Below are 26076 nucleotides of genomic sequence, written 5' to 3'. Positions count from 1 at the left end.
CTTATACCAGCCGTAATCCACATACCCCTTGTCGAACACCACGATGCTGCTCTTCGGGAAGGCGAACCGCCGTCCCTGCACCAGATCGTTTTCGTTGCCGTCACTCACCGCCACGAACTCCGGTACATCGGTGCCGTGGTTGAGCCCCACGCTCAGTTTCATGTTGCCCGCGTCCGGCCGATAGGCGGCCCACGGGAACAGCTTCAGCGACAGATCGATGGCGCTGGCATCCAGTGAGTAAAGCGGGTTCTTGAAGCGGAACTTGTGCCGCCCCGGCAGGCTCTTGCAGTGCTGCAGCAATCGCCCGAAAAGGGCCTGATACAACGCCGCCGGCTGCTTCTCATTGATCCGGGCCAGGGTCGAACGCGGGATCGGCTTGGCGCCCAGGTGGTAAAGCTTGTGGCGCTGGCTTTCCAGGTTCGACTGGATATCCCGCAGGCTTTGCCGACCGGAGAGCTGCGACATGGCCATGCCGACGAACTGATCCCAGCGCGACGCCGAGCGCAGTTTCTGCCCGCGATGGTGCTCCCGCGCCAGTCTCTCAAAGTCATGTCTGGACAGGGGCTTGAGCAGTTGGTGAAACGCGGTGTTATGATGTGACAAAGCCTGGACCTCCCGGAATACAAGGTTTTCTCGACAAAAACATTGTACCCGGGTGGTTCAGGCTTTTTCTTTATGTCCCTTCAACTGTGGGACAGCAGTGGCCCCAGGGGGCCGGTTCATGTTGGAAGGGAAAAAGGAGAAAGGCTTAATAACCTTCGATTGTTACCGTCCAGCCCGGCCTCTCCTGCACACTGAAGCTGCCCCGGATATTGGCGGACCGCAAACGTTGCAGAATCTGAAAGGCTTCACTAAAGCTGGAAGGTGGTGTCTCCCCCGTGATCTCCACTTTATAGACAAGCTCCACGGTTTCCCCCTCGGCGATGAGATAGCCATTACCCACGGTTTCACCGGTGGCCGTATCCAGGAACAAGGAACTGTAATTCATGTTCTCGGACCCGGTTTCCACGTTCATCAGCGTGTAGTCGCCGCCGAAGGCGGTGAGCCGGAAACGTTGCACTTCAATTTCCGGCCCCTTCCAGGGGTAGACGTGCGAGGCACCAAATGCATTGCCTATGGTAAGCGGGAAAAACGTCTGCACATCAACACTGGACGGCTCCGCCGCTAGATTTTTTGAAGGGACTTCCATCAGCAACGTCGGGTAATTCGCCCGCTCCACGGCATGTACCGTGGCCGTGAACGGTCCGGCGAACTCACTGCCGTCGTAGACCTGATACTCGAAGACATAGACGCCCGGCTCGGTGGGCGACAAGGCGGGCTTTGAACAGGGCCATTCCGTGTACGCCTCAATACGTTCCCTGAAGGCCTGCCAGGTCTCCTCGCTCACCGGCGTCCAGGCTTCCACACAGGTATTATCGCCAAAGACGCCGTCCATGCCGGAGGACCCGTTTACCTGCATCCGATTGCCCGCCGGCGCGCTGACCAGGGTCCAGAGGTGACTGAGCGTATCGCCGTCCGGATCGGTGCTGTCCGCTTCCAGTTTGAATCGGTCAGCCCGGAACTCGTTTCGGTCACCCTCAAGCCACTGGTTCGTGATGACGAAGGGTTGCGCCGTATCGTAGTGTGGATGTTGCGGCCCCGGGTTGGCGCGATTCTCATAGTCGGCAATGCCCGCGGTGGCTTTGTATATCCGGGTGATGGGCGCGTTGTTTTCGGTTTTGGCAAGCACCGTGACTTCGTACAGGCTGTTACCCGGTACATAGTTGCTGGTGGCCCCATGTTCATCGGTGACCACCAGGGATACCACATAGGCCCCGGCCCGATCCGGGGTCAGGGTCGGTAAGGCGGTGTTGGGACGTTGCAGTTGCGCCTGACTGTCGTCGGGGCGCTGGATAATGGTCCATTGATAGCTCAGACGGTTGTCATCCGGATCGGAACTGTCTTCTCCGTCCAGCGTCACCGGGTTCCCCACCAGGGTGGTGGGCGTGCCGCCGGCGATGGCCGCCCGGGCGGAGGGTTCCCGGTTAGCGCCCAGGCGGGCGGTGAAGGTTTCCGTGGTGGTGTCGCTGGCTTGCCCGTCGGAAACCGTCAGTTGCACGGTGTAGTCGCCATCCACCGTGGGGGTGAACGTGGCCGGGCAATAGGTAGCGGAACAGTAGCTGCTCGGTTCCAGGCCGTTGGCGCTTTCCGGGTCGAAGCCGCTCGGGTAATCGGTGAATTCCCACTCATGGGTGAGGGCGTCGCCGTCCACGTCGTAGGCACCGCTGCTCACGGTGACCTCCGCGCCGCGTTCCGCTTCGAAGGTATCGCCGTTGCCCGGGTTGATCTCCGCCACCGGCGCGGTGTTGGCGCCCCCGGTGGCCGGGGCCGCCTCGATACGGGTGTCGGTGCAGTTGCGCGAAGTGCCGTCGAACACGCACAACTCCACGTTGTAACGGCCGGTGCCATAGGCGGAATCCGCCACGAAGGTGGTCTCCGCGCGGTCGGTGCTGCTGAGTTCGGCACTGGAACCCCGTGGCCGGTTCTGGATAAAGCGCCAGCGGTACTGAAGGCTGTCGCCATCGGCGTCCTCGCTGCCGCTACCATCCAGGGTCACCGTGTCGCCTCGGGTGACATCGCTGGGCGCGTCGATGCGCGCCACCGGAATGGCGTTGGCCTCCACGATATTGATGTTCACGGTGTCCGGCTGACTCACCTTATCGCCATAGCGCACCACCAACCGGGCTTGATAGACGCCAACTTCATCGGCGGTGAAGCGCGGATAGATCTGGCTGCCATCGTCCAGTTCCGCCGCGCTCCCGTCCGGCTTTTGCGTCAGGGTCCAGTCATAAACCAGCTGGCCGGCATCGCCGCCGTCCGGCGGCAGGCTGCGCGAGCCGTCCAATTGCACGGTACCCAGGATCCAGTTGATCTCGTTGGGCACCACCGCCAGCGGGTTGGGATTGAGGGCGGTGACGGTGACGCGGCTGGACGAGCCGTCGCCGCTGTCGGCGGTGCCGTCGTTGACCACCAGCTGGATCACGTAGGTGCCGGGCAGGTCCGGGGTGAAGCTGGCCTGGGCGGTGTCGGCGCCGTCCAGGGTGGCTTCGCTGCCGTCCGGGCGGCTCAGGAAGCGCCATTGCCAGGAGGTGATGTCGCCGTTGGGCGAGGTGCTCTCGCCGCCATCCAGGTGCACGGTGCCTTCGGCGGCGTTCACCTCGGTGGTGTCGGCGCTGGCGCGGGCCTGGGGGCGGTCCACGGCGTCACCGCCGCCTCCGCCACCACCGCCGCCGCCACAGGCGGCGAGCACCAGCAATAAGCAAAACAGGGATATCGGTCTGATCAGCAGGGCCATAAGGGGAGTCTCCCAAAGAAAGCGTCGCACCCGGTTGAGGGTGATTCTCATTTACAGCCCTATAACGATTGAGAGGCGGGTATTTTTCAGGGCAGCGGCCTGGCGCTGAAAAATCCCCGCGCGGGCTTCGTTATTAGGGTGGATGCATCACCTTGGGAAGAACGCATGTTGCAACGAAGTCTGGCACGGCGCGGCGTCGCGCTGTTCGCTGTTCTGTTTTTGCTGATCGGGGCGCCCGTCGGCGCCCAGCCGGCCCCGGCGAGCGGGGAAACAACGACGGTGACGACCGTCGACGACACCGCCAGCGGCGACGCTGGAGAGCCGGCCACCGCCCCGGCGATGGAGGCCCCCGCCGCCGCGTCGCCGGCCGGCGCCGACACCCTGCCCCATGATCTGACGCCGCTGGGCATGTTCCGGCAGGCGGACTGGGTGGTGAAGGCGGTGATGATCGGCCTGCTGGTGGCGTCATTGATCACCTGGATCGTGCTGGTGGCCAAGAGCCGGGAGCTGGCACTGCTGACCCGCCGGCAGAAGCGCGCGCTGGTGGCGCTGTCCCAGGCACCGAGCCTGGAGGCGGCGGAAATCGAGCCGCGCGCGGACGCCTTTCTGGCGGCGGCGCGGGAGGAATGGCGGTTGTCCGGCGGCGCCCTGGACGACCGTGACGGCCTCAAGGAGCGGGTGGCGGCCAGCCTGGAGCGGCTGGCGGCGGCCAGCGGCCGACGCGCCAGCCGGGGCACCGGGGTGCTGGCCACCATCGGCGCCACGGCGCCGTTCGTGGGCCTGTTCGGCACCGTGTGGGGGATCATGAACAGCTTCATCGGCATCTCCCAGGCCAACACCACCAATCTGGCGGTGGTGGCGCCGGGCATCGCCGAGGCGCTGCTGGCCACGGCCCTGGGGCTGGTGGCGGCGATTCCGGCGGTGGTGATCTACAACCACTTCGCCCGCCGCATCCAGGGCTACCGCGCCCTGGTGGGTGACACCAGCGCGGCGGTGCTGCGGCTGGTGTCCCGGGATCTGAGCCGCCAGGGCCGGGGGCTGGCGGCGGTGGCCGGGGGCTAAGCCATGGGCATGCGCATCGACCAGGACGACGAACTGGCGGAAAACCATGAGATCAACGTCACCCCGTTCATCGACGTGATGCTGGTGTTGCTGATCATTTTCATGGTGGCGGCGCCGCTGGCCACGGTGGACATCAAGGTGGATCTACCGGCGGCCAGCGCCACGCCGGAGGACCGGCCGGACGACCCGCTCTATCTGACCCTGGCCGAGGACCACACCCTGACCCTGGGCGAAACCCCGGTGGCCGACGGCGGCCTGGCGGCGGCGCTGGCCCGGGCCAGCGGCGGCCGCGAGGACCCGAGAATTTTCCTGCGCGCGGACAGCCGGGTGGATTACCAGACCCTGATGGGCACCCTGGACCGCCTGCGCGAGGCCGGCTACCTGAAGGTGGCCCTGGTGGCCCGGGAAGGCCCGGGCGGGAGCGCCGGCGATGAATGAACTGAGCCGGCCGGGGCCGGCGCTCAAGCCGGTGGCCCCTCTGGACCTGCCGCCCAGCCTGATGCTGGGCGCCGGCCTGGGGCGCCGTGGCCTGGACGCGGACACCCGCCGCTGGCTGAGTTCCGCGCTGCTGGTGACCCTGGTGTACACGGCGCCACTGGGCTGGTGGCTGTGGCGGGCGCCGCCGCCGGCGATGGACAGCGCCCCGGCGGCGGCCATGGTGGTGGAGCTGGCGCCGGTGGCCAGCTCCCCGGCCAATCCCACGGACCTGCCACCGGGACCTGAAAGCCAGGCCAACCAGGCATCCCGGGCGGCACCCCCGGAACCGCGACCGGAACCGCAGCCCGAACCGGCCCCGCCGGAACCGGTCACGCCCCCCTCCCCGGCCCCGGAGCCCCCGGCCCATGCCGAGCCGGAGGTGGCACTGCCCGAACCGGAGCCTCAGCGCGAACCGGAGCCTCAGCCTGAACCAGAAGAGCCTCAGCCCGAACAAGAAGAGCCTCAGCCCCAACCGGACCCGACGCCCGAGCCGCAACCCACCGAGCAAGCGGCGGAACCGCCGTCCCCGGAAGAAGCTTCCCGAGACGCCACGGCCTCCACCGCCAGCGCGCCACCGGACGCCGCCCTGCAATCGGAACAGGCGGCGGCCCCCCGCCAGGGCATGCAGCGGCCCAGAGCCGATCTTAACCAGGTGCCGAGCTGGCGCGACGCCCTGCTGCGCCGGCTCGCCGAGGCCAAGCGCTATCCTTCACGGGCGCAGCGGTTGCGCCAGGAAGGTGTCAGCTACCTTCGTTTCGAGACCAACATGGAAGGCCGGGTACTGGCCGCCAGCATCACCCGTGGTTCCGGCTACGAACTGCTGGACCGGGAAACCCTGGCGTTGATCCACCGCATCGAACCGCTGCCGCGCCCGCCCAAGGAGCTGGCCGGGCAACGGCTGGAGTTCGTGGTGCCGGTGGAGTTCTTTCTTAGTAATTCACGGTGACACCGAGCCGGGCGGTACGGCCCGGCGCCGGCACCATGCCCAGGCTCAGGGCGTCCAGGTAATACTCGTCGGTGACATTGTCCACGTTGAAATCCACGGACAGGGTGTCGTTGGGCGTCCAGGTCACGAACGCATCCAGGATCGAATATTTGTGCCAGGGAATCGGGCGCGCGAAGCGGCCGGCGGTCTGGTCGTTGTACTCCGGCACCCGGTTGCGGGCGCCCATCCAGGTGTTGCGCGCGCCCACTTCCAGGGTGCGGTCGAACAGGCGGAAGCCGAGGGTGGCGTTGGCCTGCCATTTGGGCGGAATCATGTTGTTGATGTAGCTGCTCGCCACCCCGTAGTCGGTGCAGCGCTGGCGCCGATAGCTGCCTTCATGGCACAGCTCGATGTCGTTGTAGCGGGTGCCGCCGAGCTCGGTGTAGACCCAGCCCAGATCGTATTCCAGGGACAGCTCCAGGCCATGGAACTCCACGCTTTCCAGGTTCTGGATGCGGAACAGCGCCGCGTTCTGGCCGATGCTGGTGTTGTCCCAGGTGTTGGGGATGGTGCGGGTGATGTAATCCTCGGTGCGGTTCTCGAAGTACGCCAGCTTGAATCGCAGCGCGTCGCCGCCGGCGAACAGGTCGTCCTTGAGGATGTTCATGCCCACTTCCTTGTTCTTGGCGCGCTCGGGCTTGATGCGCTGGCCGGGCACCGCGGCCACGGAAAAGCCACTGGTGGTCTCGAACAGACTCGGCATGCGCAGTGCCTCGGAATATTTGGCGAAGAACTGCAGCCCCCTTAGGGGCTCCCACAGCAGGCTGGCCATGGGCGCGGAGCCGGAGCCACTGAAGTCGTTGTAGAGCGGGTCACAAAGGCCATCGTCATCGCCGTCCACGCAATATTCACTAGCCTGATCGTCCACTTCCACCGGCGTATTGTCCTCCGTCTGGTAACGGGTGTAGCGGATTCCAGCGTCCAGGGTAAGAGTGGGCACGAAGGTCCACTTCATGGCCAGGAAGCCGCTGGTTTCCTCCCGCTCGCCGTCACGCATAGCGAAATCCTCGCCAACCTTATCATCCTTGGGTTCAACGTCCTCGCGCTGCCAGGCGAGCCCGTAGCGGAACTGCAGATCGCCCAGGCTCGTTATCGAGGTGGTGTTGCTCACATCGCCGCCCCAGCGCTGATAAATCTCCGTGCCCGGCCGGCCGTTGAGCAGTTCCAGCATCTCGTCGGAGTAGCTGTTGTTGCGGCTCTCGGTGTCCGTGTGCCAGAAGTGGGAGTCCAGGTCCAGCCAGTCGTTATCGAACGGCTGCCACTGGTAACGGGCGGTGTAGGTGTTGGCGGTGACCTCGGAGGCCCGGGTCTGTTTGATGCGGCCCAGCCACAGCAGCTCCGAGGGCATCAGCTCGCCGTATTCGCTGTCATAGCGCAGGTAGCTGAGATCCAGGGTGTGCTCGTCGCTGGGGTAAAGGCGGGTCTTGAGCAGCACCGACTCGCTTTCGAAGTGGGTATTGACCACTTCCTCGCCGCCGCGAACGCGGGAGGCGCCGTCCACCTCCGGGCGAATCTCGGTGTAGAAGCCCCGGTCGATGCGGTCGGACAAATCCAGGGTCGGCGTGGGGCCGTGCTCGCCGGCGAAGTAGTTGCCCTGGCGGCGCTGGGCGTAAGCGGCCACCAGGTCGGCGCCGGCCAGGCGCCGGGTCACCGCCAGGCTGCCGGCGTGGCCGTCGAAGTCCAGCAGGCCCGGGCGGTCCATGGAGCCATCCGGCGGGTAGGCGTTGTTCAGGTTATAGATGCCGTCGCACAGGGTGCTGCCCGCCTGGCAGTCGGTGCGGTAATGGGAAGGCGTGGCCAGGCCGCCCACGTTGTAGCCCGCCTGGGTACCGATGGGCGCCGGCGAGCCGCTGTTGTTGCCCACCAGGCTGCCGCGCAGGCGCAGCCCCCAGTCGTTGCCGGGCTTGGCGATGTCGTCGGCGTTCAGGGTGTGCATGCTCACCAGACCGCCGATGGCGCCGGTGCCGCTGGCGCCCATGGTCGGGCCCTTGTCGATTTCCACACCGCCGATCAGGTCCGGGTCCACGTAGCTGCGGCTGGTGACGCCGGCATAGCCCCGGTAGACGGTGGTCTCCTGGCGGGCGCCATCCACCAGCACCGGCACCCGGCCCTGGCCCTGCATGCCGCGAATGTTGATATTGAGGCCACCGCTGTTGCGGTTCTCCGCCACCAGCACGCCGGTGGTGCCCTTGAACATATCGCCCACGGACAGGCCCCTGAAGCGCTCGATGTCCTTCTTGCCAATGTAGGCGGAGGAACCGGCGGTGGCGTAGGGCCGGTCCGCGGCGGCGGCCTGGCGGGGGGCATCGCCCTGCACCTTCACCGCCGGCAGCATCTGGGCGTCGCCCAGGGCCACCGGCCCGCGCACCACCACCGTGCGGCCGGCGCCGAAGTACCAGCTCAGGCCGGTGCCGGCCAGCAACCGGTCCAGGGCGGAGGACACCGTCAGGTCACCGTTCACCGGGTGGGAGCGCTGGCCGGCCAGGTCGCCGGCGTCCGCGGACACCTGGTAGCCGGACTGGCGGGAAAAACTGTCCAGGGCGGCGGGCAGCGGCTGGGCGGGGATGTCGAACCGGGCCTGGCCGGCGTCCTCCTGGGCGCGGGCGCCCGCCGTCAGTAGCAGAAAAAAGGCCAATAGCCAGACCGGCGCGGACCGGAGTCCGCGCCCTGGCGGGAAAAAGGTTGGTGTCATGCTCCTGTGTCTCCGGATCGCGTATCATGAATGCGACGCATTTCGCGACGAGTACCGGAACAACGAACGAAGGCGGGCGTTTTTTCAGGGATGGCGTGTCATGCGGCTTCAGCCGCGATGCCGGCTACAGAACGATGCGCAACAATGGCGTGATGTGCAGCACTCGGCCACCGTGGGGCTGGACCATGGCGCTCAGGGCGCCGTCGATGTCGGTGAGGTCATAGCTGCCGGTAACCCGGCGGGCGGCCAGGTCGCCGTCGGCGATCAGGATGTAGCCGGGGGCATGGCGTTCCAGGGTGTCGGCCAGGTCCGCCAGGGTACGGTCCTGGACGAACAGTCGGCCTTCCCGCCAGGCCGCCACCCGGTCCGGCGGCAGCCGATATCGGCGGGCGCCGCCGTCCCGGTCCAGGGCCAGTTGGTCACCGGGCAGCAGACGGTGCTCGCCATCCCGGTAACGCACCGCCACCTCGCCGTCGCGCACCGCCACGGCGTAGCCCTGGTCGTCGGCGCGCACATTGAAAGCGGTGCCGATGTCCCGGGCTTCCATCTCCCCGGCCTGGACCAGGAAGGGCCGCCGGTCCTCCGCCACCTCGAAGAACGCCTCGCCGTCCAGCAGCCGCACCCGGCGCCGGCCGGCGGTGAAATCCTCGACCAGGGCGCTGCCCGCTCCCAGCATCACCCGGCTGCCGTCGCTCAGAGTCAAAGCCAGGGTGTCGCCCACCGGGGCGCGGTAATCCGCCTGCCAATAACGCCAGGCGCCGGGCAGCACCGCCAGCAACAGGCAGGCGGCCAGGGCCAGGCCGGCCAGGGCCCCCGGCCCCGGCCGACGAAGGCGGGTCGCCGGCGCCGCCCCACCGGGCCAGGCTTCCGGGTCCGCCGGGGCCTCGCCGATCAGATCCCAGGCGCCACGTACCCGCCGCCAGGCCTGGCGGTGGGCGTTATCGGCGGCCAGCCAGGCGTCCAGCTCCCGGCGCAGGCCCCGGTCATCGGGGGCGGCCTCGAGGCGCAGCATCCAGTCCGTGGCACGGCGCAGCAGCGCGGCGTCGGGCCGCGCCGGCGTCCCGTCTTCCCGGGCGGACGTGCGCTTTTCGGAAGTTTCCATCTCAGATCCGGACAGGCTGGGCTTCGCGGCGCGAAACCGGGCTACTCCATGGACGCGGCGACGTGCACCACCGCGTTGCGAACCAGGCGGTGGGCGGTGGCGGTGGAGACATCCAGACGCCGCGCGATTTCCGACAAAGTATAGCCACCGACCCGGTGCATTTCGATGGCGACGCGCTCGCGCTCCGGCAGTTCGTCGAGCACCGCGGCGAGCCGCTCCAGCCGGTCGTGCTGCAGCAGGGTCTGCTCCGGGCTGCTTTCCTCCCGGGGCTTGAGCCACTCCACGGTTTCCTCGTTCTGGTGGCGGCTTTCCATGGCCGACCGGCGCGCCAGGTCGATGGCCAGGTTGCGCACGATGCGGTACAGGTAGGCGATACCCGAGGTGCTCGGCGTGGAGGCGCCGCCGCCATCGGGCACGAAGCGCAGGAAGGCGTCCTGGACCACGTCCTCGGCGCGCGCCCGGCAGCCGGTGATGGAGGTGACGTAGTCCACCAAAGCGGCCCGATGATCCAGATAGGCATTGAGCTTGCTGTCGGCGTATTTCACGTCGTCACCCGATCCATGCGCGCCCCCTCGTTGCATCCCCGGCGAATGCCGGCAGCGCACCAATCTAAACGGAAATCATTCTCATTTCAATGCATGCTGTTGCGGATTCATCAAGGTGGCACAATGTCTGCTTAGGGTCTTTCCACGCAGTAGAAGGCAGTACTCCATGATTCCCCTGGGTGAACGCATCGACGGACTCGCCGGCCTGGCCCGTCAATACAAACGGCTGGGCCACGACCTGATCCACGACCTGAGCGCGGAGGCGGAGACCCTGTCCCTGGCCGCCGGCCGCGATGCCCGCGACCAGGGCTGGCGCCACGACCGGCTCTACGTGGTGCGCGGCGGCGCCCTGATGGCCTGCTACCAGGGCCGCCGGCTGCTGCTCTGGGACGAAGGCGACGTGATCCCGCCGGATCCGGAAGACGGCCTCACCTACCAGACGGACGGCGCCGTGCTGCTGGGTGGCTACCACTACCCGGCGGTGCTGGACGAATTGCTCGGCGATCCGGCGCGGGCGCGCCGCTGGAGCGAGCTGCTGGTCACCCGCCAGGCCCTGTTCGCGCGGCTGCTGGCCGCGCGCATTCCCGAGGACGCCCACGCCCGTTCGCGGTTCGCCTACTTTCACCCCGGCGACGACCTGGTTCGCCAGGGCGAGCCGGCGGACGGCGTCTACAATCTGTTCGAGGGCGAAGCGGAAGTGCTGGTGGACGGCGTCGCCGTGGGCCGGGTGGGCGCCGGCGAAGTACTCGGCGCCATCGCCATGCTCACCGGCGCGCCACGCGGCGCCACCGTGCGCGCGCTCGGCCGCTGCGCGGCGGTGAAGGTGCCGGCGGATCAGTTCCAGTCCCTGATCCGCTCCAACCCCTCCATGATCCTGGGGCTGATGACCGACATGGCGCGTCAGATCACCGACCTGAATGGTCAGGTGGTGTCGTTATCCCATGGCGAAAACCCGGAGCGCCGACCGGGCACCGGGTCATTGGCGTAATTTGCGCAGCAGTGCCACGGCCATGGCCACCACCAGGCCGGCACCGAGGATCAGCACGCCCCACAGCACGATGCGCCGCGTGGGCAGGGGTTCCGGCGCCGGCCGCAGCGCCGCCGGGCCGCCCAGCTCGCGGCGCTGTTCCGGCCGGGCGCGGGCCGCCGCCGGCGCGGTGCCCAGCCGGGCGCAATCAATCCGCTGGGCCGGCGGTGCCGTGCCGCTGCCGTAGGCGAGCAGGAAAGGCCCCTCGCCCTGGGCCAGGAAACCCAGCTCCAGCGGGACATAGCCCAGTTCCAGGGTCACCGGGGCGTCGCCCAGGGATTCCTCGCCGGACAGGATTCGCAAACGCCAGAACCGGTCCGACACGCCGCCGGCCGGGTGCGCGCTGCTCAACGACCGGTCGGGGCCGGACGCCACCGCGCCCTGGAAACGCGGGCGCCATGGGGCGTCCTCACTGGCTCGGGAACTCAGGCTGACACCCACTACCCGGTTGGGCCCCGGCAACCGCAGCCGCCACTGACGGACCGCCAGCGGCCGCGCGCTCCGGTATTGGCGGGCGCCGTCGGCGTCCGGCTCAGGTGGCCGCTCAGCGGCCACCCAGCTCAACGATGCACTGTCCTCACCGGCCGGCCGGAACAACACCGAGGCCCCTTGCAACCAGTCCCGCGCCCGTTCATCCAGGGGCACCAGACGCAGGAACCGGTAACGCCGCTCCGGCAGGGTCACGGACCCGGTCTCCAGGGCCTCGCCGTCCGCCGGCGAACCCTCCACCCGCAAAAGCGTGGCGCGCGGCACCACCGTGCGCCACTGCTCCAGGTTGTCGCTGGCCTCCAAGCGGATCGGCAATTCCGCGCGCCCTTGCGGTGAGCGCCATTGCCAGTCCAGACGCACGCCGGTCAGCGGCGCGTCCAGGTCGCGGGCATCGAGAATGTATTCGAACGCGCCCGGCGCCGACGCCATCCGCGCCGGGTCGTCCTGGTCCCAGCGCAGGCGCAGCCCGTCCGCGGTCTCCAGAGAGAAGCGTTCTCCGCCCCCTTTGTCGGCGCGCCCCGCCGGCAAGCCATGGGCCGGCACCGGCCGGGCACGGGGGGACAAAGGCGCCGGCGCGACGCACAGAGCGTGCTGCACTACCTGGCCGGCCTGATTGAAGACCCGGAGATCGCCCAGATCCGCGCGGGTGCTCAAGCCGTACACCGCCTCCGGCAACGGCAACCGGTAAGCGCTGCCCGGCGCCTCCGGCTCCAGCGGCATGCCTTCGGCGAAATCGTCCGGCACCGGCGCCGCCAGGGCGGCGCCGGCCACGCCGAGCACCAGCAGTGCACTCCATTTCCGGCGATACCCCATCAGGAAGCCTCCTCCGCCCGGGGCGGCAGCGGCGAGAAGTACCCCACCACCAGCAACACCAGGCCCACGCCCAGGAACGACACGGTCCGCGCCAGGGTTTCGGTCCCGGCCAGATCGATCAGGAACAGTTTCACCACCACCACGCCGAGCAGAGCCACGCCCACCATCCAGACCCGCCGCCAGCCCCGGCGGGTGGCGGTGATCATGGCGGCCAGCCCGAGCAGGGCCCAGAACAGGGACAGGGCCATCTGCACCGTCACCGACGCCATGATGCCACCGGCCTCCAGCGGTGTGCCGGCGGTGTAATGCAGCGCCCGCACCAGCGCCGCGCTCAACCACAAAAAGGCCAGCGCGCCGGTCGCCGCGAGGCCAATGGCCAAACGGCCGGGCACTGCCGTGCGCCACCAGCCAACGCCGGCCAGCAGTACCAGAGCCAGGGTAATATCCAGGGGGTTGAGCAACGGCCAATAGGGCAAGGGCGCCGGGTCGCCGGCATTGCCCAGGTTGATCACCACCACCCAGATGGCCAGCAGCGCCGCCAGGGGGGCGCCGGCCAGAAGCAGATAGGCGCGCCCGTGATCCCGCCAGGGCCACAGGGCTGGCCGCCGGGCGCAGACCACCAGCAGACCGGCGAGCACCAGGCCCCGGGCCAGCGCCGGCCAGACGCCCTGCACCGCCTTGTCGATCCACCACGGCAACTCAGCCATGGCCACCCAGGCCAGGGTCCACACCCCCAGGGCATGGAACCAGGGCGTGAGCCCGGGCAGCCAGGCGCCGTCATCCCGGTCGCGCCGCCACAGCACCGCGTAGACGGTCAGCCACAGCGCCGGCCAGCCCCACCAGGCGCCACGGGTCAGAGGATGGGAAAGCACCGTCAGGGACAGCGTGGCCAGCACCAGGAAGCCGGCGCCCAGGGGCGCCGCCAGCCGGTAACTGGCGGGCCAGGCCAACCGGCGGCCAACCACGGCGAGCAGCGCCACGATCAACGCCGGCACCGCCAACACGCCGCCGGCCTCGCCCCCCGCCGGCATCGACGAGGACACCTCGGTGATGCCGGCGAGCAGCGCCCATAGCACCGCCCAGGCCAGCAACAGGGGCGTCAGGACGCGCTCGTAGGCGGGCCGTTCATCGCCCAGCCGGAACAGGAACCAGCCGCTGAGGTAGCCGGCCACCGCCAGGCCCGCCATGGCCATGAACGACGCATTGAACACCGGCATCGCCGCCGGGCCGCCGCCGTCCCGGACCCAGGCCAGCGCCGCCAGCACCTGCAACAACAAACCGAAGCCCCGGGCCAGACGGCGCCCCTGACGGCCACCCAGCCACACCAGCCCGGCGCCTTCCAGGGCCCAGCTCACCGCCGTGGCGCCGCCGGACAGCACCAGGGGCACGGTGAGGGTGGCGAAGATCACCGCCAGGGCGGCGAACGCTTCCGCCATCAAGCGCCAGGCGGCGCCCCGGGAACGCCACAGCGTCACCGCCAGGGCCAGATAGAACACCGCCAGGGTCAGGGCGCTCCAGGCGAGGGCGTACTCGAACCGCCCCACCAGGGAAGCGTGCAGGGTGAACGCCGCCACCGGCAGGCCGAACACCAGGCTGCCGGAAATATAATCCACGCGGCCGGCGGTCCGATGCCGCGCGAACAGCAAGGACACGGCCACGTACATCAGGAAGAACAGGATCAGGAAGGCGTCGGTGCTGACCAGATGCTCGGCGCCGTAGCCGGTACCGCGCCACAGCGCGCTGACCCCGAAGGTGAACAGGAAACCCACCAGGTTCAGCAACCGCCAGGCCCGGAACCAGGCCACCGCGAACACGCCCAGGTTGAGTACCGCGTAATAACTGAACAGGGTGATGTGGCTGCCGCCGCCTTCGGCGGTGAGCAGCGGCGCCAGGAAGCCGCCGGAGAAACCGATCACCGCCAGTACCAGGGCATTCTGGGCCACCGCCAGCACCGCCGCCGCCAACGCCACCACCACCATGAGGGCGAACGCCAGCCCCGCCGGCAGCACGCCGAACAGGCGGAAGCCGGCGTACAGGGTCAGATACAGCACCGCCACGCCGCCCCCTTGCAGAATCAGGGCATAACCCTGGTGCCGCTGGCGCAACCGCCAGCCCAGCCCCAGCAGGCCCATGCCCAGCAAGGCCACCGCCGCCAACCGGGCCTCCAGCGGAAACCAGCCGCTTTCAGCGGCGTACTGGGCCAGCAGGGCGGCGCCCACGAACAGCACCACAATCCCCACCCGGGCGATGGTGTTGCCGTTCCTGAACCAGTCCAGGCCGCGCCGCCAGGCGATGGCCAGGGGCGACGGCGTGACGGTCGGGAAGGCGGTGGAGGATGGCGTGGCGCGCGGCGGCTCGGAGGCGCGCCGGGCCGCCGCGACCGGGGCGACGTCCGCCTCGGCGGGAGCCGCCGGGGCCACCGGCGCGGCGGGCTCCACCGGCGCCGGGGCCGCCTCCGGCGATGCCGCCGGTGGCGTCGCCGCCTGGGCCGGCGGCTCCGGCGCGGCCCGCTCCGCCGCCAGAATCAGCGCCCGCAGGCGCCGTTCCGTGGCACGCACGCGGTCGCCGATCAGGGCCACCAGCACCAGCGCGAATCCGGCCAGGGCGCCGAAGGCGGCGAACACCCCGGCCAGCACCGCGCTCACCGTCCAGGAACCGATCATCGCGCCCAGCATCAGCCCCGGCACCGCCAGAATCGCCGCGCCGCCGACGGCGCCCGCCAACGCCAGCAGCACCGTCGACATCACCGGCCAGGGCGCCACGGTCGGCGGGTTGTTGCTGTCGTCCTTGCCGGTCATTCCCATCCCTCAGATTGAATAGCGCCGATTGAATACCGTTTGCCGGCTTATGTCCGGGACCGAGCGCACACCGGGCAGGCGGGGTCCTTGCGAAACGCCATCTCGCGCCAGGACAGGGTACGACCATCGAACAGCCGCAGGCGCGGCGCCACCGGTTTGCCGGTGAGCAGGTGCAGGGCGAGCAACGCCTGCAGGGTGCCGATGGTGCCCACCACCGGACCGAGGATGCCGGCTTCGCTGCAGGCCAGATCGCCGTCTGTGCCGTCACCGTACACGCAGGCGTAGCAGGCGCTGTCCGGGTCGCGCAGGTCGAAGGCGGCGAGTTGGCCGTCCAGGCGGATGGCGGCGCCGCTGACCAGGGGTTTGCGGTGGCGCACGCAGGCGGCGTTGATGGCCTGGCGGGTGGCGAAGTTGTCGCAGCAGTCCAGCACCAGATCCACCCCGGGCAGCTGCTGGTCCAGCCAGTCATCGCCGGCCATGGCGGCGTGGGGCTCCACCGTCACGTCCGGGTTCAGGGCGTTGAGCTGGGCGGCCAGCGCGGCGGCCTTGCCCTGCCCCACCTGGTCGCCCCGGAAGGCGATCTGGCGGTGCAGGTTGCTGGTGTCCACCGTGTCATCGTCGACCAGAATCAACCGCCCCACCCCGGCGCCGGCCAGGTACAGGGCGGCCGGATTGGCCAGGCCGCCGCAGCCCACCAGCAGCACGGTGGCGCCAGCGATGGCCTCCTGGCCGTCCAGGTCGAACTCCGCCACCAGCAGTTGCCGGCTGTAGCGTTGCAATTGGTCGTCGCTGAACACTTCTTGGTTAGACATGACCCAAGGTTACCCTGTCGTTGCCGCCCAGGTCGCCCCGGGTGGTGACGTCCTGGAAGCCGTGGTCGGCGAGCAGCCGGCGCACCAGCGAGCCCTGGTCGTGGCCGTGTTCGAGCATCAGCCAGCCGCCGTCGGCGAGCCGTTCCCGGGCCTGGGCGGTGATCACGCGCAGGTCCGCCAGGCCACGGTCGTGGGCGGCCAGGGCGGAGCGGGGTTCATGGCGCACATCGCCCTGTTCCAGGTGATGATCGTCCGGGTCCACGTAGGGCGGGTTGCTGATGATCAGATCGAAGGGCCCGGCCAGGGCTTCCAGCCAGTCGCCGCGCAGCAGGGTGACGTTGGCGCCGAGCGCCTCGGCGTTGTCCCGGGCCACCGCCAGAGCGGCGGCGCTGGCGTCGGTGAGGGTAACCCGCCAGGCGGGCCGTTCCAGGGCCAGGCTGAGGCCCACGGCGCCGGTGCCGGTGCCCAGGTCCACCGCCCTAAACGGCATGTCCGGCAGGGTCTCCAGTGCCGCTTCCACCAGGGTTTCGGTGTCCGGGCGGGGAATCAGAGTGGCGGCGGTGACCACGAAACGGCGGCCGAAGAATTCCCGCTCTCCGGTGAGGTGGGCCACCGGCTCGCCGGCGGCGCGGCGTTTCACCAGCAGCTCGAACAGCCGTTGCTGGTCGCCGTCCAGTTGTTTTTCCGGCCAGGTGTAGAAGTAGCTCCGGTCGCGGCCCAGCACCCGGCCGAGCAGCAGTTCCGCGTCCAGGCGCGGGGTCGGCGACGCGGTCAGGGCGTCCCGGGCCAAGCGCAGCGCCTCGTCGATGCGCACGGCGTCAGCCCTGGCCCTCGGCCAGGGCCGCCAGTTGCTCCGCCTGGTGTTCGGCGAGCAACGCGCCGACCACCTCGTCCAGATCACCGGCGACGATCTCGTTGAGCCGGTAGAGGGTCAGGTTGATGCGGTGGTCGGTGAGCCGGCCCTGGGGAAAGTTGTAGGTGCGGATGCGCTCGGACCGGTCGCCGGAGCCGACCAGGGATTTGCGCTCCGCGGCCTGCTCCGCCTGGGTGGCGGTCTCGCGGGCGTCGAGCAGTTTCGCCTTCAGCAACGACATGGCCTTGGCCTTGTTCTTGTGCTGGCTGCGTTCGTCCTGGCACTCCACCACCACGCCGGTGGGCAGGTGGGTGATGCGCACCGCCGAGTCGGTGGTGTTGACGTGCTGGCCGCCGGCGCCGGAGGAGCGGTAGGTGTCGATGCGCAGATCCTCGTTGCGGATCTCGATGTCGCCGGCGTCCTCCGCCTCGGCGAGGATCGCCACGGTGCAGGCGGAGGTATGAATGCGGCCCTGGGATTCGGTGGCCGGCACCCGCTGCACACGGTGGGCGCCGGATTCGAACTTGAGCCGGGAGTAAACGCCGTCGCCGGCGATGCGCGCGATCACTTCCTTGTAGCCGCCGTGCTCGCCCTCGCTGGCGCTCACCACTTCCACCTTCCAGCCCATGTGATCCGCGTAGCGCGAATACATGCGGAACAGATCACCGGCGAACAGGGCCGCCTCATCGCCGCCGGTGCCGGCGCGGATTTCCAGGTAGACGCCGGCGCTGTCGCGGGGGTCCTTGGGCAGCATCAGCCGCTGCAGTTCGTCGTCCAGCACCTGCAGGCGTTGCTCGCCTTCACTGACTTCCTCGGCGCCCATTTCACGCATGTCCGGGTCGCTGTCGTCGAGCAGGGCGCGGGCGGTGTCCAGGTTCTCGGCGGTGGCGCGGTATTCCCGGTAACCCTTGATCACCGGCTCCAGCTCCGCGTACTCCTTGGACAGGCCGCGAAAGCGATTCTGCTCGGCGATCACGTCCGGGTCCGCCAGCAGGCCGCTGATTTCCTCGAACCGCTCGACCAGTTTTTCCAGTTTGTTTTCCAGGGACGCCTTCATGATTCCTCGCTGGACGCCTCGCCGTCCTGATCAAGCAGAATTTCCCGGGCCATCAGCAATGCCTCGGCGCGGTCCTCCGCGGCCAGCCGGCGCAGGGTGACGCTGGGCCGGTGCAGCCATTTGTTCACCAGGCTGTGCTTGAAGCGGCGCAGCACTTCCTCCGGATCGGTGCCCTGGCGCAGCTGCGCCAGAGCCCGTTCCAGTTCCTGGTCGGCCAGCTCGGTACGCTGGCGGCGGTAGTCGCGCAGCACGCCCACGGCGCGTTTCTCGCGCCGGGTGCGGTGGTGCTGGCGCACCGCCTCGGCGATCAGTTCGGCGGCTTCCTCGGCGGCCTGCTGGCGGGCGCGCACATTCTCCTGGATCGCTTCCTGGAGGTGGTCCACGGTGTACAGGTAAACGTCGTCCATCTCGCCCACTTCCGGTTCGATGTCCCGGGGCACGGCGATGTCCACCATGAACATGGGCTTGTGGCGGCGGCGCTTGAGGGCGCTTTCCACGGTGCCCTTGCCGAGGATCGGAATCGGCGCCGCGGTGCAGGCGATAAGAATGTCGGCGTGCTCCAGGGCCACCGGCAGTTCCTCAAGGGTAATGCCGCGCCCGCCCACCTCGGCGGCCAGGGCCTCGGCGCGCTCGGCGGTGCGGTTGGCGATCACGATCTCGCGCACCTGCTGTTCCTCCAGGTGCCGGGCCACCAGCTCGATCATCTCGCCGGCGCCGATCAGCAACGCGCGGCTCTTTTTCAGGTCGGCGAAAATATGCCGCGCGAAGGACACCGCCGCGTAGGCCACCGACACCGGGTTGGCGCCGATGCCGGTTTCCGTGCGGATGCGCTTGGCCGCCGAGAACACGTCCTGGAATACCCGGCCCAGCTCGCCGTTGATCAGCCCCACTTCATGGGCGCGGGCGTAGGCGTCACGCATCTGACCGAGAATCTGCGGCTCACCCAGCACCAGGGAATCCAGCCCGCCGGCCACGCGCATCATGTGTTCCAGGGCCTGGTCGCCGTGATGTTGATAAAGAACCGGGCGAATCCGGTCCAGGGCCATGCTCCGCTCCCGGGCCAGCCAGCCGGCCACGTCCAGGGCGTCGCCGTCCACCAGGCAGTACAGCTCGGTACGGTTGCAGGTGGACAGCAAGGCCGCTTCACGCACGCCGGGAAGCTCGCGCAGCCGGTCCAGCGCCCGGTCCGCCTGGTCGGCGGAGAACGCCAGCTGCTCGCGTAACTCCACGTCCGCGGTGGTGTGATTAACGCCGGCTGCGATCAGCTTCATAGGAAATGACGACGACCCGATGGGATAGGTACCAGACACGCGCAAGGGTGTCGCATTTTGCGCGAAACAGCCCCTTAAAACAATGTGCTACGGCCCTCAACCCGGTGAACGACAGGCCCTCGAATCCTTGGGTGCGGCCGGCTGGTGTGCAATGATAGCCGCTCAATTCGAGGACTGAATCGCCGATGAACGCACGCCCATCGCTTGTTGTCGCCGCCCTCCTGACCCTGGCGGGCTGCGCCCAGACCCCCTCCCAACCGGCGCCGACGCCGGCCCCCGAACCCCGCGACCTGCCCCCCATCGAGTACGACGGCGAGACCCTCGGCGATCTGCTGGTGGCGGAGAGCGCCGCGCAACGGCAGAGCCTGGGGGTCACCCTGGACTATTATGGCCGCGCCGCGGAATCCACCCACGACCCGGAAGTGATCAGCCAGGCCACCAAGCTGGCCACCTATCTGGAGCAACCGGAACGGGCCCGCCAGCTGGCCGGCCTGTGGCTGGAGCGCGAGCCCGCCAACGCCGACGCCCTGCGCCTGGCGGCCCTGGCCGACATCCAGCTGGGTAACAGCGACGGCGCCGCCGGCTTCATCGACCGGCTGCTGGCCGGGCACGGCAGCGAGGCCCTGCTGCCCCTGGTGGCCGAGGCCAGCAACCTGAGCGACAACGACAATCAACAGTTGCTCAAGGCACTGTCGCAGTTGGCGGAACGCTACCCGGACCAGGCGCCGCTGTGGTACGCCCGCGCCCTGGACCGGCGTCAGCAGGGCGACCTGCCCGGCGCCATGGAGGCGGTGGAGCACGCCCTGGACCAGGATCCGGAGCATATGGAAGCGGCCCTGCTGGAAGCCCGGCTGCTGTTCGAAAGCGGCGAGCACAAGAAAGCCCTGCGCCGCGCCCGGGCCCAGGTGGAGGATCACCCGGACAACCGCCGCCCACGCCTGGCCTATGTGCGCCTGCTGCTGGCCGCCAACCGCCAGGACCAGGCCCGCGAGCAGCTCATGATTCTCGCCGAGCAGAACCCGGACGACCTGGACCTGCGCTACTCCCTGGCGCTGATCGCCCTGGAAGCCGGCGCCGGCGACACCGCGCGCACCCTGCTTCGCGACCTGCTGCGGCGCGGCTACCGGCCCGACGACATGCGCCTGCGGCTGGGCCAGGCGGCGGAAGCCGCCGGCGACGCCGACCAGGCCATCGACTACTACCTGAAGGTGAAAGGGGCCGACGCCCTGCAGGCCCAGGTGCAGGCCGCCCGCCTGCTGTACGCCAGCGGCCGCGGCGACCGGGGCCACGCGTTGATCACCAGCCTGACCCGCCAGTACCCGGAACGGGCCGATCTGCTGTGGATCAGCGAAGCGGAAATGCGCAAGGCCCAGGGCGACGGCGAAAGCGCCCTGACATTGCTCGACCACGCCCTGGAAGCGGACCCGGACAACCCGGACCTGCTCTACGCCCGCGCCATGACCGCCGGCGGCCTGGGCCAGGACCAACGCATGGAAGCGGACCTGAAACGGGTGCTGGCACTGCACCCGGACGATGCCGGCGCGCTCAACGCCCTGGGCTACACCTGGGCGGACCGGGGCGTGCGCCTGGACCGGGCCGAGGACATGATCCGCCGGGCCCTGGCCCAGCAGCCCCAGGACCCGGCGATTCTCGACTCCATGGGCTGGGTGCTGTACCGCCAGGGGCGCCTGGAAGAGGCCCTGGAATACCTGCGCCGTGCCCATGCCCTCATGCCCGACGCGGAAGTGAGCGCCCACCTGGGCGAGGTGCTTTGGGCCCTGGGCGACCAGGAGACCGCGCGCGCGGTCTGGTCCGCCGCCCTGGCCAACCAGCCCGACGCCGACACGCTGCGCGACACCCTGGAACGCCTGGAGGTAACCCTGTGACACGGCTTTGGTGGCTTCCCGTGCTGGCGCTGCTGTTGAGCGCCTGCCAGACCCGCCCGGTGACCACCGGCGATTTCACCCGGCCCGAGCAGATCAAACGCTGGGAAATGAACGGCAAGCTCGGCTACCGCACCCCGGAGGACGGCGGCTCCGCCACCTTCGATTGGGAGCAGGCGCCGCGCCACGGCGCCATCCACTTCTCCGGCCCGCTCGGTTTCGGCAGCGCGGAGCTGACCTGGCGGCCGGGCATGGCGCGCCTGGAAACCGCCAAGGGCCAGTGGCAGGCGCGCTCCCCCGGGGAGCTGGCCTGGCACCTGACCGGCTTCTGGCTGCCGGTGTCGGCGCTGGAATACTGGAGCCGCGGCCTGGTCTGGCCCGGCGCCCCGGCGGACGCGGAAGAGAACGAGGCCGGCCAGCTGGTGCGGCTGCGCCAGTTGGGCTGGGAGCTGGAGTTCGACCGCTATGAGCCGGTGGGCCGGGTGGCCTTGCCCCACCGCATCAAGGCGGAGCAGGAGGCCAACCGCTTTACTCTTCTGATCCGCGAGTGGCAGCCGCTGCCATGACCGCCTCCCCGGTCCGTTTTTCGCTGCCGGCGCCGGCCAAGCTGAACCTGTTCCTGCACATCACCGGCCGGCGCGCCGACGGCTACCACGAGCTGCAGACCCTGTTCGCCCTGCTCGACCATGGCGACACCCTGCACTTCCAGGCCGCCGACGAGCTGACCCTGAGCTGCGACCGGCCGGATCCGCCGGTGGACGAGAGCAACCTGGTTCTGCGCGCCGCCCGGCTGCTGCGCGACGTCACCGGCACCAACCTGGGCGCGCGTCTGCACCTGGAGAAACGCCTGCCCGCCGGCGGCGGCGTGGGCGGCGGCTCCTCGGACGCGGCCACCGCCCTGTGCGGGCTCAACCATCTGTGGGGCCTGGGCCTGGACGAGGAGCGGCTGGCCGGGCTGGGCCTGCGCCTGGGCGCCGACGTGCCGGTGTTCGTGCGCGGCCGCAACGCCTGGGCGGAGGGCGTGGGCGAGCGTCTGCAAGCCGTTGAATTGCCGGAACAATGGTTTCTGGTGGTGGATCCGGGGGTGGCCGTTCCAACCGCTCGAATTTTCGGCGACGGGGAATTGACAAGGCACACCCCCGCCATTACATTACCGGCCTCGCTTGGGGCGGCCACCCTGGAACGCTTTCACAACGACTGTGAAGCCGTGGCCCGGCGCCTTTATCCAGCAGTGGATAACGCGCTCGACTGGCTCCAACGCGAAGCGGGCAACGCCCGCATGACCGGCACCGGCGCCTGCTGTTTCGCACGCCTTGCCGGGGCGCAAGCGGCCCGCGATCTTCAGCGGCGCTTGCCGAAAAACTGGAAAGCTTTCGTGGCTCGAAGCACTCAACTCTCACCTCTCCACGAGGCACTGGCGACGCTTCGAGCCCAACAAGATCCAGGTCCGGCGTTCAACGACAACGCCACCTGACCGGTTAGTGTTGGGGTATAGCCAAGTTGGTAAGGCAGCGGGTTTTGATCCCGTCATTCCCAGGTTCGAGTCCTGGTACCCCAGCCATCTTCTTATAAGGGAACGCGGTTCCCCGCAATCCATCAGCTGATAGCCAGGGGACGCCAGTGTCCAAACTCGTGGTTTTTTCCGGCAACGCCAATCCCGAACTGGCCCAGGCCATGGTCAAGCAACTCAACATCCCGCTTGGCGACGCCGACGTTGGCATTTTCAGTGACGGCGAAGTGGCCGTGGACATCCAGGAGAACGTTCGCGGCAAGGACGTCTTCATCGTCCAGTCCACCTGCAAGCCCACCAATGATCACCTGATGGAAATCCTGGTCATGGCCGACGCCCTGCGGCGCTCCTCCGCGGGCCGCATCACCGCCGTGATGCCCTACTTCGGCTACGCCCGCCAGGACCGCCGGGTCCGTTCCGCCCGGGTTCCGATCACCGCCAAGGTGGTGGCCGACATGATCACCGCCGTGGGCATCGACCGGGTAGTGACCGTGGACCTGCACGCCGACCAGATCCAGGGATTCTTCGACATCCCGGTGGACAACGTTTACGGCACCCCCCTGTTCGTGGCCGACATCGAGCGCCAGAAGCACGATGACCTGATGGTGGTGAGCCCGGACGTGGGCGGCGTGGTGCGCGCCCGCGCCCTGGCCAAGCAGCTCAACGACGCCGACCTGGCGATCATCGACAAGCGCCGCCCCAAGGCCAACGAATCCCAGGTGATGCACATCATCGGTGAAGTGGAAGGCCGCACCTGCGTGCTGGTGGACGACATCGTCGACACCGCCGGCACCCTGTGCAAGGCGGCCCAGGCCCTCAAGGACCACGGCGCCGCCAAGGTCTACGCCTACTGCACCCACCCGGTGCTGTCCGGCCCGGCCATCGACAACATCAACGGCAGCGCCATCGACCAGCTGGTGGTCACCGACACCATTCCGCTGTCCGAGGCGGGCCGCGCCAGCGACAAGATCCGCGTGCTGCGCCTGGCGCCGATGCTCGCCGAGACCGTGCGCCGGGTGAACAACGAGGAATCCCTGTCGGCCATGTTCGACCGCCTCGAGCTGGTCTGACCCCTCCTTCACCGCTGTAGGAGCGGCTTTAGCCGCGATCCGGAGCCTGATTCCGGCGCCAATCGCGGCTAAAGCGGAGCGCCGCCCGGCCGCTCCTACATCAACTTCTGGCCTGCCGGCCAGATTTCCGGCATAATCCGGCCCCCTTTTAGCAACCCTTCCCATCGCGCCTGGTCGCGGGGCGGCGGGAAGCCTTATGGAGACATCGACATGTCCAACGAATTCGAACTGACCGCGGAAAGCCGCAGCGACACGGGGAAAGGTGCGAGCCGCCGCCTGCGTCGTCTGCAAGGCCGGATTCCCGGCATCATCTACGGCGGCGACGCCGAGCCGCAGATGATTTCCCTGGAATCCCGTGAGCTGAAGAAAGCCCTGGAAACCGAGGCCTTCTACAGCCACATCCTCAGCCTCAAGCTGGACGGCAAGACCCAGCAGGCGGTACTGCGCGATCTGCAGCGCGATCCGGCCCGTGGCTTCCCGATCCACGCCGACTTCATGCGCGTGGACGCCACCCACAAGATCACCATGGTGGTCCCGGTGCACTTCACCAACGAAGAAGCCTGCATCGGCGTGAAGAAACAGGGCGGCGAGATCCACCGCAACATCTCCGAAGTGGAAATCAGCTGTCTGCCGAAGAACCTGCCCGAGTACCTGGAAGTGGACATGGCGTCCGTGGAACTCGACCAGGTGATCCACCTGTCCGAGATCAAACTGCCGGGCGGCGTGGAAATCGTCGAGCTGACCCATGGCGAGGACCATGACCAGCCGGTGGTCGCCGTGCACAAGCCGAAAGTCCGCGCCGAGGAAGAAGAAGGCGAGGAAGGTGGCGAGGAAGCCGCCGGCGAAGACGACGACGCCGACAAGGAATAACCCGCGCCGTGACGGATCCGGTACGACTGATCGTGGGCCTGGGCAACCCGGGCCCCGAATACGACGCCACCCGTCACAATACCGGTGTGTGGTACATCGATGCCCTGGCCCGTGCCCAGGGCATCTTCCTTTCCGAGGACAAGAAATACTTCGGCCTCACCGGCACCTTTCAGTTCGAGGGCGAAACCGTTCGCCTGCTGGTGCCCACCACCTATATGAACCGCAGCGGCCAGGCCACCTCGGCGCTGGCGAATTTCTTCAAGATCCCCGTCACGCAAATGCTGGTGGCCCACGATGAGCTGGACCTGCCTCCCGGCGTGGCCCGCTTCAAGCAGGGCGGCGGCCACGGCGGCCACAACGGCCTGCGCGACATCATCGCCCGCCATGCCAACCGCAAGGATTTCCACCGCCTGCGCATCGGCATCGGCCATCCCGGCAGCGCCGATCTGGTCACCCCCTATGTGCTCGGCAAGCCCTCCCCCGCCGACCGGGACAAGATCGAGCGGGCCATCGACGAGGCGGTACGCTTCACCCCGGATCTGCTGCGCGGTGACCTCGACATCGCCATGAACAGCCTGAACGGCTTCCGCGCCTAATTTCAGACGCCCGAATCGCGGCTGAAGCGGAGCGCCGCCCGGCCGCTCCTACAAAGCGTCCGTGACCTCGCACCGCGCTAACGATCGGTGCGATAGCGCTCCAGAATCCACTGCCCCGCCGGCCGCTCCCGCATATCGTTGAGCTTCTTTTGCAACGACGCCGGCAGCTCGGTTTCGTCGAACACGTCCCAGGGCGTGCCCGGCGGGCTCACCAGAGGCGCCATCAGGGCCGCGGCGCTGATGTCCGCCAGGGTCAGCCGGTCCGCCACCAGATAATCCCCGGCGCCCCGGCGCAATGACTCCTCCACCAGGGCCAGCCCCTCCTCCACGCGCTGCTCGGAATACACCACCGCCTTGGGCTTGATGGCGTACAGCCGGCGCACGCCCTCCCGGGTAAGCGGCACCAGGGCGCGCTTGATCGGGCCCGGCAGACGGTAGGGGTCGAGCATGGCGTCCATGATCTCCGGGCGGTCCAGCACCTGGCCGTAGAGCCAGCGGCGCACATGCACCGCGAACCGGTCGAAGTGCTGCTCCAGCTCGATCACCCGGGCGCGGCTGTCGGCGTCCTCGGGCACCAGGGGCCGGGTCGGATAATACTTTTCCAGGTAGTAGGCGATCTTGGTGGAATCCCCCACCGTGCGGTCGCCGTCACGCAGGATCGGCAGGGTGTTGATGCGCGCCAGCCACTGGGTGCGCAGGCGGTGCGGGCCGGGCAGCAGATTGCGCGTCCGGTAATCGAGGCCCTTGTGGTCCAGTTGCCAGCGGGTCTTCTCGCAGTAGTGGGAAATCGGGAATTGATACAGAATTCGCATGATCGTCGTGCTGCCGGC

22 protein-coding genes and 1 tRNA gene are annotated in these 26076 nt (G+C 68.5%); 11 read left to right on the top strand and 12 right to left on the bottom strand.

The features are described from left to right. Together HMJ39_RS14365 and HMJ39_RS14360 are read right to left on the bottom strand one after the other, a co-directional pair. The coding region (locus HMJ39_RS14365) for an IS4 family transposase (protein WP_194297823.1) at positions 1-603 on the bottom strand (603 nt) is incomplete at its 3' end. Between the two features lie 145 nt (positions 604-748). Next, the gene (locus HMJ39_RS14360) at positions 749-3334 is read right to left on the bottom strand and encodes a PKD domain-containing protein (protein ID WP_194297822.1); all 2586 of its coding nucleotides are present in this window, start codon (positions 3332-3334) and stop codon (positions 749-751) included. 279 nt (positions 3335-3613) lie between these two features. Between HMJ39_RS14360 and exbB the strand changes: the two genes are divergently transcribed. The 3 genes from exbB to HMJ39_RS14345 are packed head-to-tail and all read left to right on the top strand — an operon-like array spanning position 3614 to position 5819. After that, on the top strand, positions 3614-4396 hold the full coding sequence (gene exbB / locus HMJ39_RS14355; protein WP_323370913.1) for a tonB-system energizer ExbB: 783 nt from the start codon (positions 3614-3616) through the stop codon (positions 4394-4396). Positions 4397-4399: 3 nt separating this feature from the next. Further along, entirely contained in the window at positions 4400-4834 is a 435-nt protein-coding gene (gene exbD / locus HMJ39_RS14350; protein WP_161383329.1) for a TonB system transport protein ExbD, read from the top strand. Further along, positions 4827-5819: an energy transducer TonB family protein gene (locus HMJ39_RS14345; RefSeq protein WP_194297820.1), complete on the top strand. Its 993-nt coding sequence runs from the start codon at positions 4827-4829 to the stop codon at positions 5817-5819. Before exbD ends, HMJ39_RS14345 begins: the two co-directional genes overlap by 8 nt. Here the strand turns inward: HMJ39_RS14345 and HMJ39_RS14340 are convergent. The 3 genes from HMJ39_RS14340 to HMJ39_RS14330 all read right to left on the bottom strand — a co-directional run bounded on the left by HMJ39_RS14340 (position 5803) and on the right by HMJ39_RS14330 (position 10197). Continuing rightward, positions 5803-8493, bottom strand: coding sequence for a TonB-dependent receptor (locus HMJ39_RS14340; protein ID WP_228462380.1), 2691 nt, complete (start codon positions 8491-8493; stop codon positions 5803-5805). The genes HMJ39_RS14345 and HMJ39_RS14340 overlap by 17 nt on opposite strands. Positions 8494-8674: 181 nt before the next feature. Then, positions 8675-9652 (bottom strand): FecR family protein, encoded by a 978-nt coding sequence (locus HMJ39_RS14335; RefSeq protein WP_194297818.1) that lies wholly within the window; start codon positions 9650-9652, stop codon positions 8675-8677. 41 nt (positions 9653-9693) lie between these two features. Next, positions 9694-10197: a sigma-70 family RNA polymerase sigma factor gene (locus HMJ39_RS14330; protein ID WP_323370912.1), complete on the bottom strand. Its 504-nt coding sequence runs from the start codon at positions 10195-10197 to the stop codon at positions 9694-9696. 166 nt (positions 10198-10363) lie between these two features. Here HMJ39_RS14330 and HMJ39_RS14325 point away from each other — a divergent pair, with 166 nt between their 5' ends. Then, positions 10364-11185: a Crp/Fnr family transcriptional regulator gene (locus tag HMJ39_RS14325; protein WP_161383325.1), complete on the top strand. Its 822-nt coding sequence runs from the start codon at positions 10364-10366 to the stop codon at positions 11183-11185. On the opposite strand, the gene HMJ39_RS14320 is transcribed toward HMJ39_RS14325, so the two are convergent. Genes HMJ39_RS14320 through hemA form a run of 6 tightly spaced genes read right to left on the bottom strand, consistent with a single transcriptional unit; the run spans position 11174 to position 19317 of the window. After that, on the bottom strand, positions 11174-12526 hold the full coding sequence (locus HMJ39_RS14320) for a DUF3999 domain-containing protein (protein ID WP_194297816.1): 1353 nt from the start codon (positions 12524-12526) through the stop codon (positions 11174-11176). The two genes, HMJ39_RS14325 and HMJ39_RS14320, sit on opposite strands and share 12 nt — an antisense overlap. Continuing rightward, the gene (locus HMJ39_RS14315; RefSeq protein WP_194297815.1) at positions 12526-15324 is read right to left on the bottom strand and encodes a DUF2339 domain-containing protein; all 2799 of its coding nucleotides are present in this window, start codon (positions 15322-15324) and stop codon (positions 12526-12528) included. Before HMJ39_RS14315 ends, HMJ39_RS14320 begins: the two co-directional genes overlap by 1 nt. A gap of 47 nt (positions 15325-15371) precedes the next feature. After that, positions 15372-16121, bottom strand: a complete 750-nt coding sequence (locus tag HMJ39_RS14310; RefSeq protein WP_194297826.1) for a HesA/MoeB/ThiF family protein — start codon at positions 16119-16121, stop codon at positions 15372-15374. Positions 16122-16128: 7 nt separating this feature from the next. Continuing rightward, positions 16129-16950 carry a peptide chain release factor N(5)-glutamine methyltransferase gene (prmC, locus tag HMJ39_RS14305; protein ID WP_194297814.1) on the bottom strand — a complete coding sequence of 274 codons (822 nt, stop codon included), beginning with the start codon at positions 16948-16950 and terminating at the stop codon, positions 16129-16131. 4 nt (positions 16951-16954) lie between these two features. Then, entirely contained in the window at positions 16955-18046 is a 1092-nt protein-coding gene (gene prfA, locus HMJ39_RS14300) for a peptide chain release factor 1 (RefSeq protein WP_194297813.1), read from the bottom strand. Beyond that, on the bottom strand, positions 18043-19317 hold the full coding sequence (gene hemA, locus HMJ39_RS14295; RefSeq protein WP_194297812.1) for a glutamyl-tRNA reductase: 1275 nt from the start codon (positions 19315-19317) through the stop codon (positions 18043-18045). Before hemA ends, prfA begins: the two co-directional genes overlap by 4 nt. Positions 19318-19502: 185 nt before the next feature. Here hemA and HMJ39_RS14290 point away from each other — a divergent pair, with 185 nt between their 5' ends. The 7 genes from HMJ39_RS14290 to pth all read left to right on the top strand — a co-directional run bounded on the left by HMJ39_RS14290 (position 19503) and on the right by pth (position 25246). After that, positions 19503-21203 (top strand): tetratricopeptide repeat protein, encoded by a 1701-nt coding sequence (locus HMJ39_RS14290; protein WP_194297811.1) that lies wholly within the window; start codon positions 19503-19505, stop codon positions 21201-21203. Then, positions 21200-21766 (top strand): lipoprotein insertase outer membrane protein LolB, encoded by a 567-nt coding sequence (gene lolB / locus HMJ39_RS14285; RefSeq protein WP_194297810.1) that lies wholly within the window; start codon positions 21200-21202, stop codon positions 21764-21766. Before HMJ39_RS14290 ends, lolB begins: the two co-directional genes overlap by 4 nt. Continuing rightward, a complete protein-coding gene (gene ispE, locus HMJ39_RS14280) occupies positions 21763-22674 on the top strand; it encodes a 4-(cytidine 5'-diphospho)-2-C-methyl-D-erythritol kinase (protein ID WP_194297809.1) in 912 nt (303 codons plus the stop codon). Before lolB ends, ispE begins: the two co-directional genes overlap by 4 nt. A gap of 11 nt (positions 22675-22685) precedes the next feature. Then, positions 22686-22761, top strand: a tRNA-Gln gene (locus HMJ39_RS14275). Positions 22762-22820: 59 nt separating this feature from the next. Next, positions 22821-23780 (top strand): ribose-phosphate pyrophosphokinase, encoded by a 960-nt coding sequence (locus tag HMJ39_RS14270; RefSeq protein ID WP_194297808.1) that lies wholly within the window; start codon positions 22821-22823, stop codon positions 23778-23780. A gap of 210 nt (positions 23781-23990) precedes the next feature. Next, the gene (locus HMJ39_RS14265) at positions 23991-24650 is read left to right on the top strand and encodes a 50S ribosomal protein L25/general stress protein Ctc (RefSeq protein ID WP_194297807.1); all 660 of its coding nucleotides are present in this window, start codon (positions 23991-23993) and stop codon (positions 24648-24650) included. An 8-nt stretch (positions 24651-24658) separates the two neighbouring features. Continuing rightward, positions 24659-25246 carry an aminoacyl-tRNA hydrolase gene (pth, locus tag HMJ39_RS14260; RefSeq protein ID WP_194297806.1) on the top strand — a complete coding sequence of 196 codons (588 nt, stop codon included), beginning with the start codon at positions 24659-24661 and terminating at the stop codon, positions 25244-25246. Between the two features lie 77 nt (positions 25247-25323). On the opposite strand, the gene HMJ39_RS14255 is transcribed toward pth, so the two are convergent. Then, positions 25324-26058, bottom strand: coding sequence for a glutathione S-transferase family protein (locus tag HMJ39_RS14255; protein WP_194297805.1), 735 nt, complete (start codon positions 26056-26058; stop codon positions 25324-25326). Between the last annotated feature and the right edge of the window lie 18 nt (positions 26059-26076).

The organism is Alloalcanivorax profundimaris (assembly GCF_015265435.1).
Classification (GTDB): Bacteria; Pseudomonadota; Gammaproteobacteria; order Pseudomonadales; family Alcanivoracaceae; genus Alloalcanivorax; species Alloalcanivorax profundimaris.
This window is presented reverse-complemented; position numbering and strand designations above follow the sequence as displayed.